We start from the raw sequence: 13,365 nt of genomic DNA on the forward strand, positions 1-13,365 counted from the left end.
GGGCCCCGGTGCCGGGCTCAGCTGGTGAGCATGCCGCCCTCCACCGGGATCGTCGTCCCGGTGACGTAGCCGCCGGCGTCGCTGACGAGGAACACCAGCGCCGCGGCGAGCTCCATCGGGTCGCCGGCGCGGCCGGCGAGCACCCGGCCCATCTGCTGGTCGAGGTAGCCCTCGGGGTACTGGTCGGTCATCTCCGAGGCGAAGAAGCCCGGGGCCAGCGCGTTGACCCGGATGCCCTTGCGCCCGGTCCACTGCTGGGCGAGGTCGCGGGTCAGCCCGATCAGCCCGGCCTTGCTGGCCGCGTAGGCCGCCTGGGGCAGCCCGGCGGTGGTCAGGCCCAGCACGCTGGAGATGTTCACGATCGAGCTACCCGGCTGCATCACCCGGCCGCAGGCCTGCGCCATCCAGTAGCAGCCGTTGAGGTTGACGTCGATGACCGCGCGGAACTCCTCGGGCTTCTCCCGGGTGGCCGGCGCGGCGGTGCCGATGCCGGCGTTGTTGACCAGCACGTCGACCCGGCCGAACTCGGCCATCGTGGCGTCGACGAGCGCCTGGCAGTCCTCCACCCTCGCCACGTCGGTGCGCACGGTGATCGCCCGCCGCCCGGCGGCCTCGACCGCCTCCCTGGTGGCGCCCATCTTCTCCTCGCGCCGTGCGCCGAGGGCGACGTCGGCCCCCGCCTGCGCCAGGGCCCGGGCGAACACCACGCCGAGTCCCGACGACGCCCCCGTCACGATCGCCACCCGGCCGTCGAGCCGGAACATGTCCAGCACGGTCCTGTCCGCTGCACCGCTGTCCGCTGCACCGCTGTCCGCCACGCCGCTCTCCCCTCCCGCTGCTGCACCGTCCCCGGGACCGTAACCGGCTGTGTGGTGGGTCACCCGGCGGGTAGGCACCCCCCGGTCGAGAGGAGGCCGGGCCATGACGTCGGGGAAGCAACCCGAGGCGCCGCTGTGGCGGCAGGCGTTCGACGCCGCCGAGAAGCGGGTGACCCCGCACGCCGAGAACCTGGTGCGCACGCCCGGTTTCGCCACCGGCGTCGCCCTGCTGCGGCGTGCGCAGAACGCGGCGAGGGACACCGCGCGGGGGGTGTCGGCCCGCGCCTGGCACCTGGTCAACCTGCCCGCCGGCACCGACCTCGCCCGGCTGCGCGCGCAGATCGGCGCCCTCGACCGCGAGGTGCGGCGCCTGACCGTCCAACTGGAGACCGAGCGCCGCGCCCGCGCGGCCGCCGAGACGACCCCGGAGGAGCCCGATGCCGACGGTGCCCAGCCCGCAGGCGGTCCTCGACCGCGTCCGTCGCGACGTGGAGCGCAACGCCCTCCGCGCGCGTAACGGCATCAAGCTCGTCGCCGGGGTCGACCGCCCGGGCGTCGGGCTGACGCCGAAGGACGTCGTCTGGGAGCGCGGCCGCACCCAGCTGTGGCACTACCGCAGCGACCGGGTGCGGTACTCCCCGCCGCTGCTCATCGTGTTCAGCCTGGTCAGCCGCAGCTACATCCTCGACCTGGCCCCGGGCAACTCGTTCATCGAGCAGCTCGTCGACGCCGGCTTCGACGTGTACATGGTCGACTGGGGCGAGCCCGACGAGCGCGACGCGCAGAACCGGCTCGAGGACTACGTCGACGACTACGTCCCCGCCGCGGTGGAGCGGGTGCGGGAGATCTCCGGCGCCGAGCAGGTCAACCTCTTCGGCTACTGCTTCGGCGGCGACCTGTCGCTGCTGTACGCCGCCCACCACCCCGACGCGCCGCTGCGCAGCCTCAGCGTGCTCGCCACCCCGGTCGACTTCACGCAGATGGGCCCGATGGCCGACGTCTTCCGCGGCGGCCTGGAGGTCGACGACGTCCTCGACGAGGACGGCAACGTGCCGCCGCGGGTCGTCGTCCAGGGCTTCAAGACGCTCACCCCCACCGCCGAGGTCACCCGGTACGTGACGCTGTGGGAGCGACTGTGGAGCGACGAGTACGTCTCGGCCTACCAGGCGATGACCGGCTGGTCCGACGACCACATCCCGTTCCCGGGCGCCGCCGCCCGCGAGACGGTGCAGATGCTCGTCCGCGACAACGGGATGGTCACCGACCGGCTGACCGTGGGCGGTGACCGGGTGCACCTGTCCGACATCCGGGTGCCGTTCCTGACCGTCCGCGCCGACCGCGACCACATCGTCCCGCCCGACGCGACCGCGCCGCTGATCGACCTGGTCGGCTCGGAGGACAAGCACGAGCTGCGGTTGAACGCCGGCCACATGGGCCTGGTGGTCGGCCGGACGGCGGCGCGGACGACGGTGCCGGAGATCATCGGCTTCCTGCGCACGCGCAGCGAGGAGAGCGCGCCCGCCCGGGCGGCGGGGCAGGAGGGATGAGCGTGGAGGTCGTCGAGCTGGGACCGGCGCACGCCGAGGCGCTGCTGCGGTTCTTCGGGAGCCTGCCGGAGGGGGACCTGACCTTCATCGAGGAGGAGGTCACCGACCCCGCCGTCGTCCGGTCGTGGGCCGACGGCGCCGGGGGCGGACGGCGCTTCGTGGCGATGGACGGCGACGAGGTCGCGGGCTACGTCGCCGTCCGCCCGCTGCCGGGCTGGTCCGCGCACGTCGGCGAGGTGCGGCTGGTCGTGTCCCCCACCCGGCGCGGCTCGGGGCTGGGCCGGGGGCTGGCCCGGCAGGCGCTGGTGACGGCGGTCGGCGACGGGCTGGCCAAGCTCGTCGTGGAGGTCGTCGCCGAGCAGGGCGCGGCGCTGGCGCTGTTCACCGACCTGGGCTTCACGGGGGAGGCGCTGCTGCGCGACCACGTGCGCGACCGCGAGGGCAACCTGCGCGACCTCATGGTGCTGGCCCACCACGTCGACGAGACCTGGGCCGGCATGGCCACCGTCGGGCTGCCCGAGGCGCTGGGCGAGGACCTGAGCTGAGCTGGTTCCCCGACGTCAGCTCCCGGGCGCACCGGGTCGCGCCACGCCCGGGGGCCGGCCGCCGGCGAGCGGAGGGCTCCCGGGGGCCGCGCGGTCGGCGGACCCTCCGGGGATGGCTTCCTTCCTCCTCGTGCACGGCGCCTGGGGCGGCGGCTGGGTGTGGGACGACGTCGCCCGCCACCTGCAGGACCTCGGTCACCGCGTGGCGGTGGTCGACCAGCTGCCCAGCGCCGGGACCGACCCCGGGTCGCTGGGCGACCTCCGCGCCGACGCCGACCACGTCCGGCACGCCCTCGACGAGATCGACGAGCCGGTGGTGCTGGTCGGCCACTCCTACGGCGGCATGGTCATCACCGAACTGGCCGACGACCCTCGCGTCCGCCACAGCGTCTACGTCGCCGCGATGTGGCCGCAACGGGGCCAGTCGCTGATGGACCTCGTGGGCGGGGACTCGCTCCCGGCCTGGGTCGAAGCGCGAGACGACGGCTCACTGACCGTGATCCGCGACCTCGACACGGTCCACCAGGCGCTGTGCGCCGACCTGCCCCGCGAGCAGGCGGCGGCCCTCCGCGACCGCCTGGTCCTGCAGTCGGCCGCGGCGTTCACGACGCCGAGCAGCGCCCCGGAGCGTGCTCACCCGACGACGTACGTGGTGTGCGCCCAGGAGTCCGACGACTGCATCCCGGTCCCGGCGCAGGAGGCGATGGGCGCGCAGGCCGGGCGGCTGGTGCGGCTGCCCTCGGCGCACATGGCGCAGTTGTCCGTCCCCGGCGACCTGGCCCGGGTCCTCGCCGACGTCGTCGAGCCGGCCGGCACCCGCGCCTGACCGGTCAGACCTCGGTGACCCGGCCGTCGTCGACGGCGAAGCGGCGGGTCGTGGCCACCGCGTCGAGCATGCGGCGGTCGTGGGTGACCAGCAGCAGCGTGCCGGGGTAGTCGGCCAGCGCGGACTCCAGCTGCTCGATGGCCGGCAGGTCGAGGTGGTTGGTCGGCTCGTCGAGCACCAGCACGTTGACCCCGCGGGCCTGCAGCAGCGCCAGCGCGGCGCGGGTGCGCTCCCCCGGCGAGAGGGTCGCCGCCGGGCGCAGCACGTGCTCGGCGGTGAGGCCGAACTTCGCCAGCAGCGTGCGGACCTCCGCCGTCGGCCAGTCGGGCACCTCGGCGCCGAAGGCCTCCAGCAGCCGTCGCTCGCCGACGAACAGCCCGCGCGCCTGGTCGACCTCGCCCAGCCGCACCGCCGGCCCGAGCGAGGCGCTGCCGGCGTCGAGCGGCACCCGGCCCAGCAGCGCGCCGAGCAGCGTCGTCTTGCCCGAGCCGTTGGGGCCGGTGATCGCCACCCGGTCGCCCCAGTCGACCTGCAGGCTCACCGGCCCGAGGGTGAAGTCCCCGCGGCGGACGACGGCGTCGCGCAGCGTGGCGACGACCGCCCCGGCGCGCGGCGCGGCGGCGATGGTCATCCGCAGCTCCCACTCCTTGCGGGGCTCCTCGACCACCTCCAGCCGCTCGATGCGCCGCTCGGTCTGCTTGGCCTTGGCGCCCTGCTTCTCCGCCGTCGCCCGGTTGTGCGCCTTGATGAACTTGTCCGGGTCCCGCTGCTTCTTCACCGCGTCCCGCACGCCCTTGGCCAGCCAGTTGCGCTGCATGCGGGCCCGGGCCTCGAGGTCGGCCTTCGTCTCGGCGTACTCCTCGTACTCCTCGCGCGCGTGCCGGCGGGCCACCTCGCGCTCGGCGAGGTAGCTCTCGTAGCCGCCGTCGTGCACCCGCACCAGCTGCTGGGCGAGGTCGAGCTCGACGACGCGGGTGACGGTGCGGGCGAGGAACTCCCGGTCGTGGCTGACGACGACGATCCCGGCGCGGTTGCCGGTGACGAACCGCTCGAGCCGGTCGAGGCCGGCCAGGTCGAGGTCGTTGGTCGGCTCGTCGAGCAGCAGCAGGTCGTAGCGGGACAGCAGCAGCGCCGCCAGCCCGACCCGCGCGGCCTGCCCGCCGGACAGGCCGGGCATCGGGGCGTCGGGCGCCACGCCGGGCGCCACGTCGGCCAGGACCGCCTCGAGGCGCTCGTCGAGGTCGGCGCCGCCCAGGGACAGCCAGCGCTCCAGCGCCTCCGCGTAGGCCTCCTCGGCGCCGGGCCGCCCCTCGGTCAGCTCCGCGGTGGCGGCGTCGAGGGCGGCCTGGGCGGCGGTGACGCCGGTGCGGCGGGCCAGCGCGGCGGCGACCGTCTCGCCCTCCCGGCGGTCGCGCTCCTGCGGCAGGTGGCCGACCGTCGCCGTCGGCGGGCTGAGCGTGATCCCGCCGGACTCGGCGGGCAGCTCACCGGCCAGGGTGCGCAGCAGCGTGGACTTGCCGGCGCCGTTGACGCCGACCAGCCCGACGACGTCACCGGGGGCGACGACGAGGTCGAGGTCGGAGAAGAGGACGCGGGCGCCGTGGCCGGCGGCCAGGCCGCGCGCGACGAGGGTGGCGCTCATGGGGTGCTCCCGGGGTGGACGGCGGGTCGGGGGACGACGTCGGTTCCGGGGGTCACAGCACGGGCCCACGGTAGCGCGGGACGCTCAGCGGTCGCGCACGATTTCGTGGGAGAGCCCCTCGTCGGCCTCCCCCGCCACCCGCCGGCTCACCCGCCACGGCTGCACCGACTCGTAGCCGCGCACCGCCACCGGCTCCATCGGCCGCACCCGGTACTGGGGCAGGTCGCGCACGTGTCCGGCGAGCACCCGGTCGACCAGCACCGCTCCGGCGGGGGCGATCGACGTCAGCCGGCTGGCCAGGTTCACCACCGGGGAGTAGACGTCGCCGAGGCGGGTGAGGACCGTGCCGTAGGCGGCGCCCACCCGCAGCGGCGGGTGGTCCTCGGCGTCCCACACGGCGGGCAGGATCAGCCCGATCTCGACGGCGTCGACGGCGGACGCGGCGGTGAACAGGACGCCGTCGCCGACGGTCTTGACCACCCGGCCGCGGGAGCGGGCGATGACCTCGGTCGCCGTCGCCTCGAAGGCCTCCACCATCGCGCCGAGCTCGCGGCCGCCCATGCCGCGCGAGCGCGAGGTGTAGCCGACCAGGTCGGCGAAGCCCACGGCCATCTCCCGCCGGTCCCCGGCCGCCCCCGTGGACAGCGCGCGGTCGAGGTTGGCCGCCAGGTGCCGGCGCCACACGTAGTCCTGCGTGCGGCTCAGCAGCGGCAGCAGCGCCTCGGCGGCGGCCACGGCGTCGACGGGCGTCCCCGGGCCCTGCTCGCGCGCCCGCCGGACGAGCGCCCCGGCGAGCAGGTCGGTCTGCCAGTCGGCCAGCCGGGACAGCGCCTGGCCGGTCACCCGGGCGATGGACGCCTCGCTGTCGGGGTCGATGAAGCCGGCCTCGATGAGCTCGGAGACGGTGGCCAGCGCGCCGACGTCGGACAGGGTGAAGGCGCGGTCGTCGTCGGCGACGTCGGGGAAGCCCAGCGCCCGCCACAGCCGCTGGGTGCGCTCCGGGGGCATGCCGGCCGCCGCGGCGACCTCCAGCCGGGTCAGCCGGCGCGGGCCGCCGAGCAGCAGCCGCTCCAGCGCCTCCCGGACCTCCGGACCGGGCGGGACCGACTCCGGACCGGGTGCGACGGGGTCCACCGGCGACCCGTCCCGGCTCAGCCCGTCGTCCGGTCGACGACGACCGCGACGAGCCGACGGGCACCCACGGCGGGCACTGTAGTGACCGGGCCGGAGCCGGTGTGCCCGCGGTCACGGCCGCGCGGGCGAACGGGGGGTGTCCGGTGGGGAACGGGCCGGTGACGTGCGGCACGCCGCGTCCCGCGGGCTCGGTCGGCGGCCGCCGGTGCGCTTGGATGGGGCGGCACGGGGGTGCGGACGGCGGCACGGCGGAACGAGGAGGACCGATGCCCAGCGGCACCACCGCAGGACCCCGACCGGTGCGGATCGAGGTGTCCGGCCTGACCAAGACCTTCGGCACCGTGCGCGCGGTCTCCGACCTCGGCTTCACCGTCGAGCCGGGCTCGGTCACCGGCTTCCTCGGGCCCAACGGCGCGGGCAAGACGACGACGCTGCGGATGGTCCTCGGCCTCATCACCCCCGACACCGGCACCGCCACCTTCGACGGCGTCCCCTACGCGGCGCTGCGCGAGCCGGTGCGCACGGTGGGCGCGGTGCTCGAGACCGCCTTCCACCCCGCCCGCTCGGGCCGCGACCACCTGCGGGTGTACTGCCGCGCCGCGGGGATCCCCGTCGCGCGCGCCGACGAGGTCCTCGAGCGGGTCGGCCTCGCGACGGCGGGGCGGCGCCGGGCCGGCGGCTACTCCCTCGGCATGCGGCAGCGACTGGCGCTGGCGACCGCGCTGCTCGGCGACCCGCCGGTGCTGGTCCTCGACGAGCCGGCCAACGGCCTGGACCCCGAGGGGATCCTCTGGCTGCGCGGCTTCCTGCGACACCTCGCCCACGACGAGGGCCGCACCGTCCTCGTGTCGAGCCACCTGCTCGCCGAGATGGAGCAGACCGCCGACCGCGTCGTCATCGTCGGCGCCGGCCGCCTGGTCCGGCAGGGCTCGATCGCCGAGCTGCGGTCCGGCGCCGCGGGCGCCGGCAGCGTCCTCGTGCGCAGCCCCGAGGCCGACCGGCTGGTCGCCGTGCTCGCCACCGCGGGCCTGGCCGCCACCCGCGGCGAGGACGGCCTGGTCACCGTGGAGGGCGCCACCCCGGCCGTCGTCGGCGCCCGCGCGTTCGCCGCGCAGGTGGAGCTGCACGAGCTGCGCGCCGAGAGCACCGGCCTCGAGGACCTCTACTTCCGGCTCACCGCCGGCCAGGAGCAGTTCGCGGCCGGCTCCCCCGCCGGGCCCGCGCAGTACACGACCCAGGGAGCGGCCCGATGACCGCGCTCGTCCGCGCCGAGTGGACCAAGCTGCTGACCACCCGCGTCTGGATCGGCCTGGTCCTCGGCGCCTGCGTGATGGCGGGCGGCTTCGCCGCGCTGTTCACCGGCCTGGCCGGCGCCGAGCAGAACGGCGGCCAGCCGGGGCTCCCCGCGGTGGGCACACCGCAGTACGAGGAGATCGTCTTCTCCGTCGCGGCCAACGCCAGCGTCTTCCTGCTCATCCTCGGGATCATCGGGATGACCCAGGAGTACCGGCACCGCACCGCCACCCCGACCTTCCTGACCACGCCCCGCCGCGGCCGCGTCGTCGCCGCGAAGCTGCTGGCCTACGCCGCCGCGGCGGTGCCGGTGGCGCTGCTGGTGCTCGCCGTCGACGTCGTCGTCGTGCTGCTCTACGCCGGTGCGCGCGGGGCGGCGCCGTCGCTGGACGGCGACAACCTGCGCACCCTCGGCGCCGCCGGGCTGGTGCTGGTCGTGTTCGCCGTGATCGGCGTGGGCATCGGCGCGCTGCTGCGCAACCAGGTCGGCGCCATCGTCGGCTCGCTGGTCTACCTCTACGTCGTCGAGCCGATCATCTCCTCGATCGGCGCGATCCAGGGCGCCTACAAGTGGCTGCCCGGCGGCGCGGTGCAGGCCATCACGTCGGACTTCCAGGCACCGGAGCTGCTGGCCCCGTGGCAGGGCGTCGTGCTGCTGCTCGGCTACGGCCTGGTCGCGGCGCTGCTGGGCAGCCTGCTGGCCGTCCGCCGCGACGTCGTCTGACCGCACCGCCACCGCCACCGCCACCCGAGGACGAGGGACCCCCGCATGACCACCCGCATGACCGTGCCGCGCCTCGCCCGCCTCGTGCAGGCCGGGGAGCTCGAGGCCGTGCGCGGCGCCGTCGCCGACGCGCCGCGGCTGCTCGCCGGCACGCTGGAGCACGCCGGCGAGAGCGGCTGGACGCCGCTGCACCTGGCCGTGGCGGCCGGCCGCGAGGACGTCGTCCGGGAGCTGGTCGCGGCCGGTGCCGACCTCGGGGCGCGCACCGAGTCCGGCCGCACGCCGCTGCACGTCGCCGTCGAGCACGCCCCCGGGCTGGTGCCCGTGCTCGGGGCGCTCGGCGCCCCGGTCGACGCCGCCGCCGCGGCGTACCTCGACGACGTCGACCGCCTCACCGGCGAGCTCGACGGCGGCGCGGCGCTCACCGACCCGGCCACCGGGCTGGACCTGCTCACCGTCGCCGCGGCCGGCGGCGCGGCCGCGACGCTGCGGCTGCTGCTCGACCGCGGCGCCGACCCCGACCGCGGCGCGCTCGCCGCGGCCGCGGCCGCCCGCCGGCCCGACCTGGTCCGCGCGCTGCTGGCCGCCGGGGCCCGGGCCGACCGGCGCGACCCCGACACCGGCCGGACGCCGCTGCACGAGGCCGTGGCCGCCGGGCCGGGCGGCGACGCGCCCGAGGTCGTGCGGCTGCTGCTCGCCGCCGGGGCCGACGTCGAGGCGACCACCTCCGACGGCGCCAGCGCCCTCGACATCGGCCGGGTCGCCGCGGCCCGCCACCGCCGCGACGACGCAGGTCAGGCCGGTGCCCGCGACGCCCTCGTCGACCTGCTCGTGGCCGCCGGCGCGCGCAGCTGAGCGCAGGCCGCGACGGCCGGTGAGAGGCCCGGCGCGGCGGGCGGACCGCAGGTCGGGCACGGGGGACCGGGCGTAGAGTCAGGCCCCGGTCCAGAGACGTCCACCGACGACGAAGAAGGCACTCGACCCCGTGTCACGCGACAACTCATCCCGGCCGTCCTCCACCGGCACCTCCTCGGCGGTGGCGGGCTTCGGCACCAACGAGTGGCTGGTCGAGGAGATGTACCAGCAGTACCTCGCCGACCCGTCCAGCGTGGACCAGGCCTGGCACGAGTTCTTCGCCGACTACCGGCCGGGCAGCCCGGTCGCCGCCAGCGACGACCGCGAGCAGGCCCCCGCCCCGGTGGCCGCCCCCGCGCCCGAGCCGCCGGCCCCCGCCGCCGAGCCGAGCGGGTCGGCCAACGGCCGGCCGGCCGCCGCCACTCCGCCGCCCGCGCCCTCCCCCGCACCCGAGGCCACGCCGGAGCCCGCCCCGGAGCCCTCGGCCACGCGGTCGACCCCCGTGCCCGAGCGCACCGAGGCCACCGTCGTCGACCGCGCCGCCGACCGCGCCGAGCAGAAGGCCAAGGCCGCCCCGGCGCCGGCCGCGCCGCAGCCGGCGAAGGCCGCCCCCGCCGACGGGCCGAAGCGGACGCCGCTGCGCGGCGCCGCCGCCAGCGTCGTCAAGAACATGAACGCCTCGCTCACCGTCCCGACGGCGACGAGCGTGCGCGCGGTGCCGGCCAAGCTGCTGGCCGACAACCGCATCGTCATCAACAACCACCTCAAGCGATCGCGCGGCGGCAAGGTCTCCTTCACCCACCTGATCGGCTACGCGCTGGTCCGGGCGCTGGACGACTTCCCGAACATGAACGCCGCCTTCGCCGAGGTCGACGGCAAGCCGACCCTCGTGCAGCCCGAGCACGTCAACTTCGGCCTGGCCATCGACCTGCCCAAGGCCGACGGCTCGCGCTCCCTCGTCGTCGCCTCGATCAAGGGCGCCGAGGAGATGGACTTCGCCCAGTTCTGGGGCGCCTACGAGGACGTCATCCGCCGCGCCCGCGCCGGCAAGCTGACCCTCGAGGACTTCTCCGGCACCACGATCAGCCTGACCAACCCGGGCACGATCGGCACCGTCCACTCGGTGCCGCGGCTGACCGCCGGCCAGGGCGCGATCATCGGCGTCGGCGCGATGGAGTACCCGGCCGAGTTCCAGGGGATGAGCCCCGAGGCGCTCACCGAGCTCGGCGTCTCCAAGATCATCACGCTGACCTCGACCTACGACCACCGGATCATCCAGGGCGCCGAGTCCGGTGACTTCCTGCGCCGGCTGCACCAGCTGCTGCTCGGCGAGGACGGCTTCTACGACGACGTCTTCCGGTCGCTGCGCATCCCGTACGAGCCGGTGCGCTGGATGCCCGACGTGCGGGTCAGCCGCGAGGGGCAGATCGACAAGGAAGCCCGGGTCATCGAGGTCATCGAGTCCTACCGGCGCAACGGCCACCTCATGGCCGACACCGACCCGCTCGAGTTCAAGGTCCGCAGCCACCCCGACCTCGACATCCTGCAGCACGGCCTGACCCTGTGGGACCTCGACCGCACCTTCCCCGTCGGCGGCTTCGCCGGCGAGAAGGTGATGCCGCTGCGCGACATCCTCGGCGTGCTGCGCAACTCCTACTGCCGCACCGTCGGCGTGGAGTACATGCACATCACCGACCCCGAGGAGCGCGAGTGGCTCCAGCAGCGCATCGAGGTCAAGCACGAGCAGCCCGACCGGGACAAGCAGAAGCACATCCTCGGCCGGCTCAACGCCGCTGAGGCCTTCGAGACCTTCCTGCAGACCAAGTACGTCGGGCAGAAGCGGTTCAGCCTCGAGGGCGGCGAGTCGGTCATCCCGCTGCTCGACGAGGTGCTCATCGCCGGCACCGACCACGGCCTCGACGAGGTCGCGATCGGCATGGCCCACCGCGGCCGGCTCAACGTGCTGGCCAACGTGCTCGGCAAGAGCTACGCCAAGATCTTCGGCGAGTTCGAGGGCAACATCGACCCCGGCACCGTCCAGGGCTCCGGCGACGTCAAGTACCACCTCGGCGCCGAGGGCACCTTCGACAACCCGTTCCGCGAGGACGCGCAGATCGCCGTCTCGCTGGCCAGCAACCCCTCGCACCTGGAGACCGTCAACCCGGTCCTCGAGGGCATCACGCGGGCCAAGCAGGACATGATCGACAAGGGCGAGCAGGGCTTCACCGTGCTGCCGGTGCTGCTGCACGGCGACGCCGCCTTCGCCGGCCAGGGCGTGGTGCAGGAGACGCTGAACCTCTCGCAGCTGCGCGGCTACCGCACCGGCGGCACGGTGCACGTCGTCATCAACAACCAGGTCGGCTTCACCACCAGCCCGGCGGCGTCGCGCTCGAGCCTCTACTCCACCGACGTCGCGCGGATGGTCAACGCGCCGGTCTTCCACGTCAACGGCGACGACCCCGAGGCCTGCGTGCGGATGGCGCGGCTGGCCGTGGAGTACCGGCAGGCGTTCCGCAAGGACGTCGTCATCGACCTCGTCTGCTACCGCCGCCGCGGGCACAACGAGGGCGACGACCCGTCGATGACCCAGCCGCTGATGTACGAGATCATCGACCGCAAGCGCTCGGTCCGGAAGCTCTACACCGAGGCGCTCATCGGCCGCGGCGACATCACCCTCGGCGAGGCCGAGGAGGCCCTGAAGGACTACCGCGACCAGCTGGAGCGGGCCTTCGCCGAGACCCACGACGCGAGCGAGACGCCCAAGCCGCAGCCGGTCATGGACCAGCCCGCGCAGCAGGCGACCGCGGTGGCCACCGCCATCACCCCCGAGGTGATGAAGGCGATCGGCGACGCGCACGTGTCCCTGCCCGCCGACTTCACCGTGCACCCCAAGCTGCAGCGGCTGCTGGAGCGGCGCGCGGCGATGGTGAGCGAGGGCGGCATCGACTGGGCGATGGGCGAGCTGCTCGCCTTCGGGTCGCTGCTGGTGCAGGGCATCCCGGTGCGGCTGGCCGGCCAGGACTCCCGCCGCGGCACCTTCGTGCAGCGGCACGCGGTGCTCATCGACCGGCAGACCGCCGGCGAGTACACCCCGCTGGCGCACCTCGCCGAGGACCAGGCGAAGTTCTTCGTCTACGACTCGCTGCTGTCGGAGTACGCCGCGCTCGGCTTCGAGTACGGCTACTCGGTGGCCAACCCGAGGGCGCTGGTGCTGTGGGAGGCGCAGTTCGGCGACTTCGTCGACGGCGCCCAGATGCTCATCGACGAGTACATCAGCTCCGGCGAGGCCAAGTGGGGGCAGCGCTCCGGCGTCGTCCTGCTACTGCCGCACGGGCTGGAGGGCCAGGGCCCCGACCACTCCAGCGGTCGCATCGAGCGGTTCCTGCAGCTGTCGGCGGAGAACAACATGACCGTCGCCAACTGCTCGACGCCGGGCAACTACTTCCACCTGCTGCGCCGCCAGGCGCTCTCCGACGTGCACCGGCCGCTGGTCGTGTTCACGCCGAAGTCGCTGCTGCGGGCGAAGGCGGCGGTCAGCCCGGTCGCCGACTTCACCGACGAGGGCTTCCGCCCGGTGCTCGGCGACCCGGGCGTGGGCGGCGAGCCGCTCGACGACGCCGCGGTGCGCCGGGTGCTGCTGTGCAGCGGCAAGGTCGCCTACGACCTCATGGCCCAGCGCGAGGCCGAGGGCCGCGCCGACACCGCGGTACTGCGCGTCGAGCAGCTCTACCCGCTGCCCGGTGAGCAGATCCGGCAGGCCGTCGACCGCTACCCGAACGCCCAGGACCTCGTCTGGGTGCAGGAGGAGCCGGCGAACATGGGCGCCTGGTCGTTCATGGCGCTCAACCTGCCCGAGCACCTCGGCGGCCGGACGCTGCGCCGGGTCAGCCGCCGCGCCTCGGCCAGCCCCGCCGTCGGCTCGGCCAAGGTGCACGAGGTCGAGCAGAAGGAGCTCATCGCCCAGGCCTTCGCCGACTGACC

The 13,365-nt window shown here is 75.0% G+C and carries 11 protein-coding genes; 8 read left to right on the top strand and 3 right to left on the bottom strand.

The annotated features are described in order from the left end of the window. Positions 1–17: 17 nt before the first annotated feature. Complete coding sequence (locus ACI780_RS00425) at positions 18–764, bottom strand: SDR family NAD(P)-dependent oxidoreductase (protein WP_456870941.1); 747 nt, start codon at positions 762–764, stop codon at positions 18–20. Positions 765–921: 157 nt separating this feature from the next. Between ACI780_RS00425 and ACI780_RS00430 the strand changes: the two genes are divergently transcribed. From ACI780_RS00430 to ACI780_RS00445, 4 genes are all read left to right on the top strand, one after another. Continuing rightward, on the top strand, positions 922–1,335 hold the full coding sequence (locus ACI780_RS00430; protein WP_456870940.1) for a hypothetical protein: 414 nt from the start codon (positions 922–924) through the stop codon (positions 1,333–1,335). After that, positions 1,256–2,365, top strand: a complete 1,110-nt coding sequence (locus ACI780_RS00435; protein ID WP_457000384.1) for an alpha/beta fold hydrolase — start codon at positions 1,256–1,258, stop codon at positions 2,363–2,365. The genes ACI780_RS00430 and ACI780_RS00435 overlap by 80 nt, the downstream gene beginning before the upstream one ends. After that, entirely contained in the window at positions 2,362–2,910 is a 549-nt protein-coding gene (locus ACI780_RS00440; RefSeq protein ID WP_456870938.1) for an N-acetyltransferase family protein, read from the top strand. Before ACI780_RS00435 ends, ACI780_RS00440 begins: the two co-directional genes overlap by 4 nt. 112 nt (positions 2,911–3,022) lie before the next feature. Then, positions 3,023–3,736 (top strand): alpha/beta fold hydrolase, encoded by a 714-nt coding sequence (locus tag ACI780_RS00445; protein WP_456870937.1) that lies wholly within the window; start codon positions 3,023–3,025, stop codon positions 3,734–3,736. A 4-nt stretch (positions 3,737–3,740) separates the two neighbouring features. Here ACI780_RS00445 and ACI780_RS00450 read toward each other — a convergent pair whose 3' ends face one another. Together ACI780_RS00450 and ACI780_RS00455 are read right to left on the bottom strand one after the other, a co-directional pair. Further along, positions 3,741–5,378 carry an ABC-F family ATP-binding cassette domain-containing protein gene (locus tag ACI780_RS00450; protein ID WP_457000385.1) on the bottom strand — a complete coding sequence of 546 codons (1,638 nt, stop codon included), beginning with the start codon at positions 5,376–5,378 and terminating at the stop codon, positions 3,741–3,743. A gap of 84 nt (positions 5,379–5,462) precedes the next feature. After that, positions 5,463–6,512, bottom strand: a complete 1,050-nt coding sequence (locus ACI780_RS00455) for an adenylate/guanylate cyclase domain-containing protein (protein ID WP_457000387.1) — start codon at positions 6,510–6,512, stop codon at positions 5,463–5,465. A 266-nt stretch (positions 6,513–6,778) separates the two neighbouring features. Between ACI780_RS00455 and ACI780_RS00460 the strand changes: the two genes are divergently transcribed. The 4 genes from ACI780_RS00460 to ACI780_RS00475 all read left to right on the top strand — a co-directional run bounded on the left by ACI780_RS00460 (position 6,779) and on the right by ACI780_RS00475 (position 13,363). Further along, on the top strand, positions 6,779–7,765 hold the full coding sequence (locus tag ACI780_RS00460) for an ABC transporter ATP-binding protein (protein WP_457000389.1): 987 nt from the start codon (positions 6,779–6,781) through the stop codon (positions 7,763–7,765). After that, complete coding sequence (locus tag ACI780_RS00465) at positions 7,762–8,529, top strand: ABC transporter permease (protein ID WP_456870933.1); 768 nt, start codon at positions 7,762–7,764, stop codon at positions 8,527–8,529. The genes ACI780_RS00460 and ACI780_RS00465 overlap by 4 nt, the downstream gene beginning before the upstream one ends. 45 nt (positions 8,530–8,574) lie before the next feature. After that, positions 8,575–9,384 (top strand): ankyrin repeat domain-containing protein, encoded by an 810-nt coding sequence (locus tag ACI780_RS00470; RefSeq protein WP_457000390.1) that lies wholly within the window; start codon positions 8,575–8,577, stop codon positions 9,382–9,384. Between the two features lie 130 nt (positions 9,385–9,514). Next, the gene (locus tag ACI780_RS00475) at positions 9,515–13,363 is read left to right on the top strand and encodes a multifunctional oxoglutarate decarboxylase/oxoglutarate dehydrogenase thiamine pyrophosphate-binding subunit/dihydrolipoyllysine-residue succinyltransferase subunit (protein WP_457000391.1); all 3,849 of its coding nucleotides are present in this window, start codon (positions 9,515–9,517) and stop codon (positions 13,361–13,363) included. The last annotated feature ends 2 nt before the right edge of the window (positions 13,364–13,365 follow it).

It is taken from the genome of Geodermatophilus sp. SYSU D00814, from assembly GCF_054050055.1.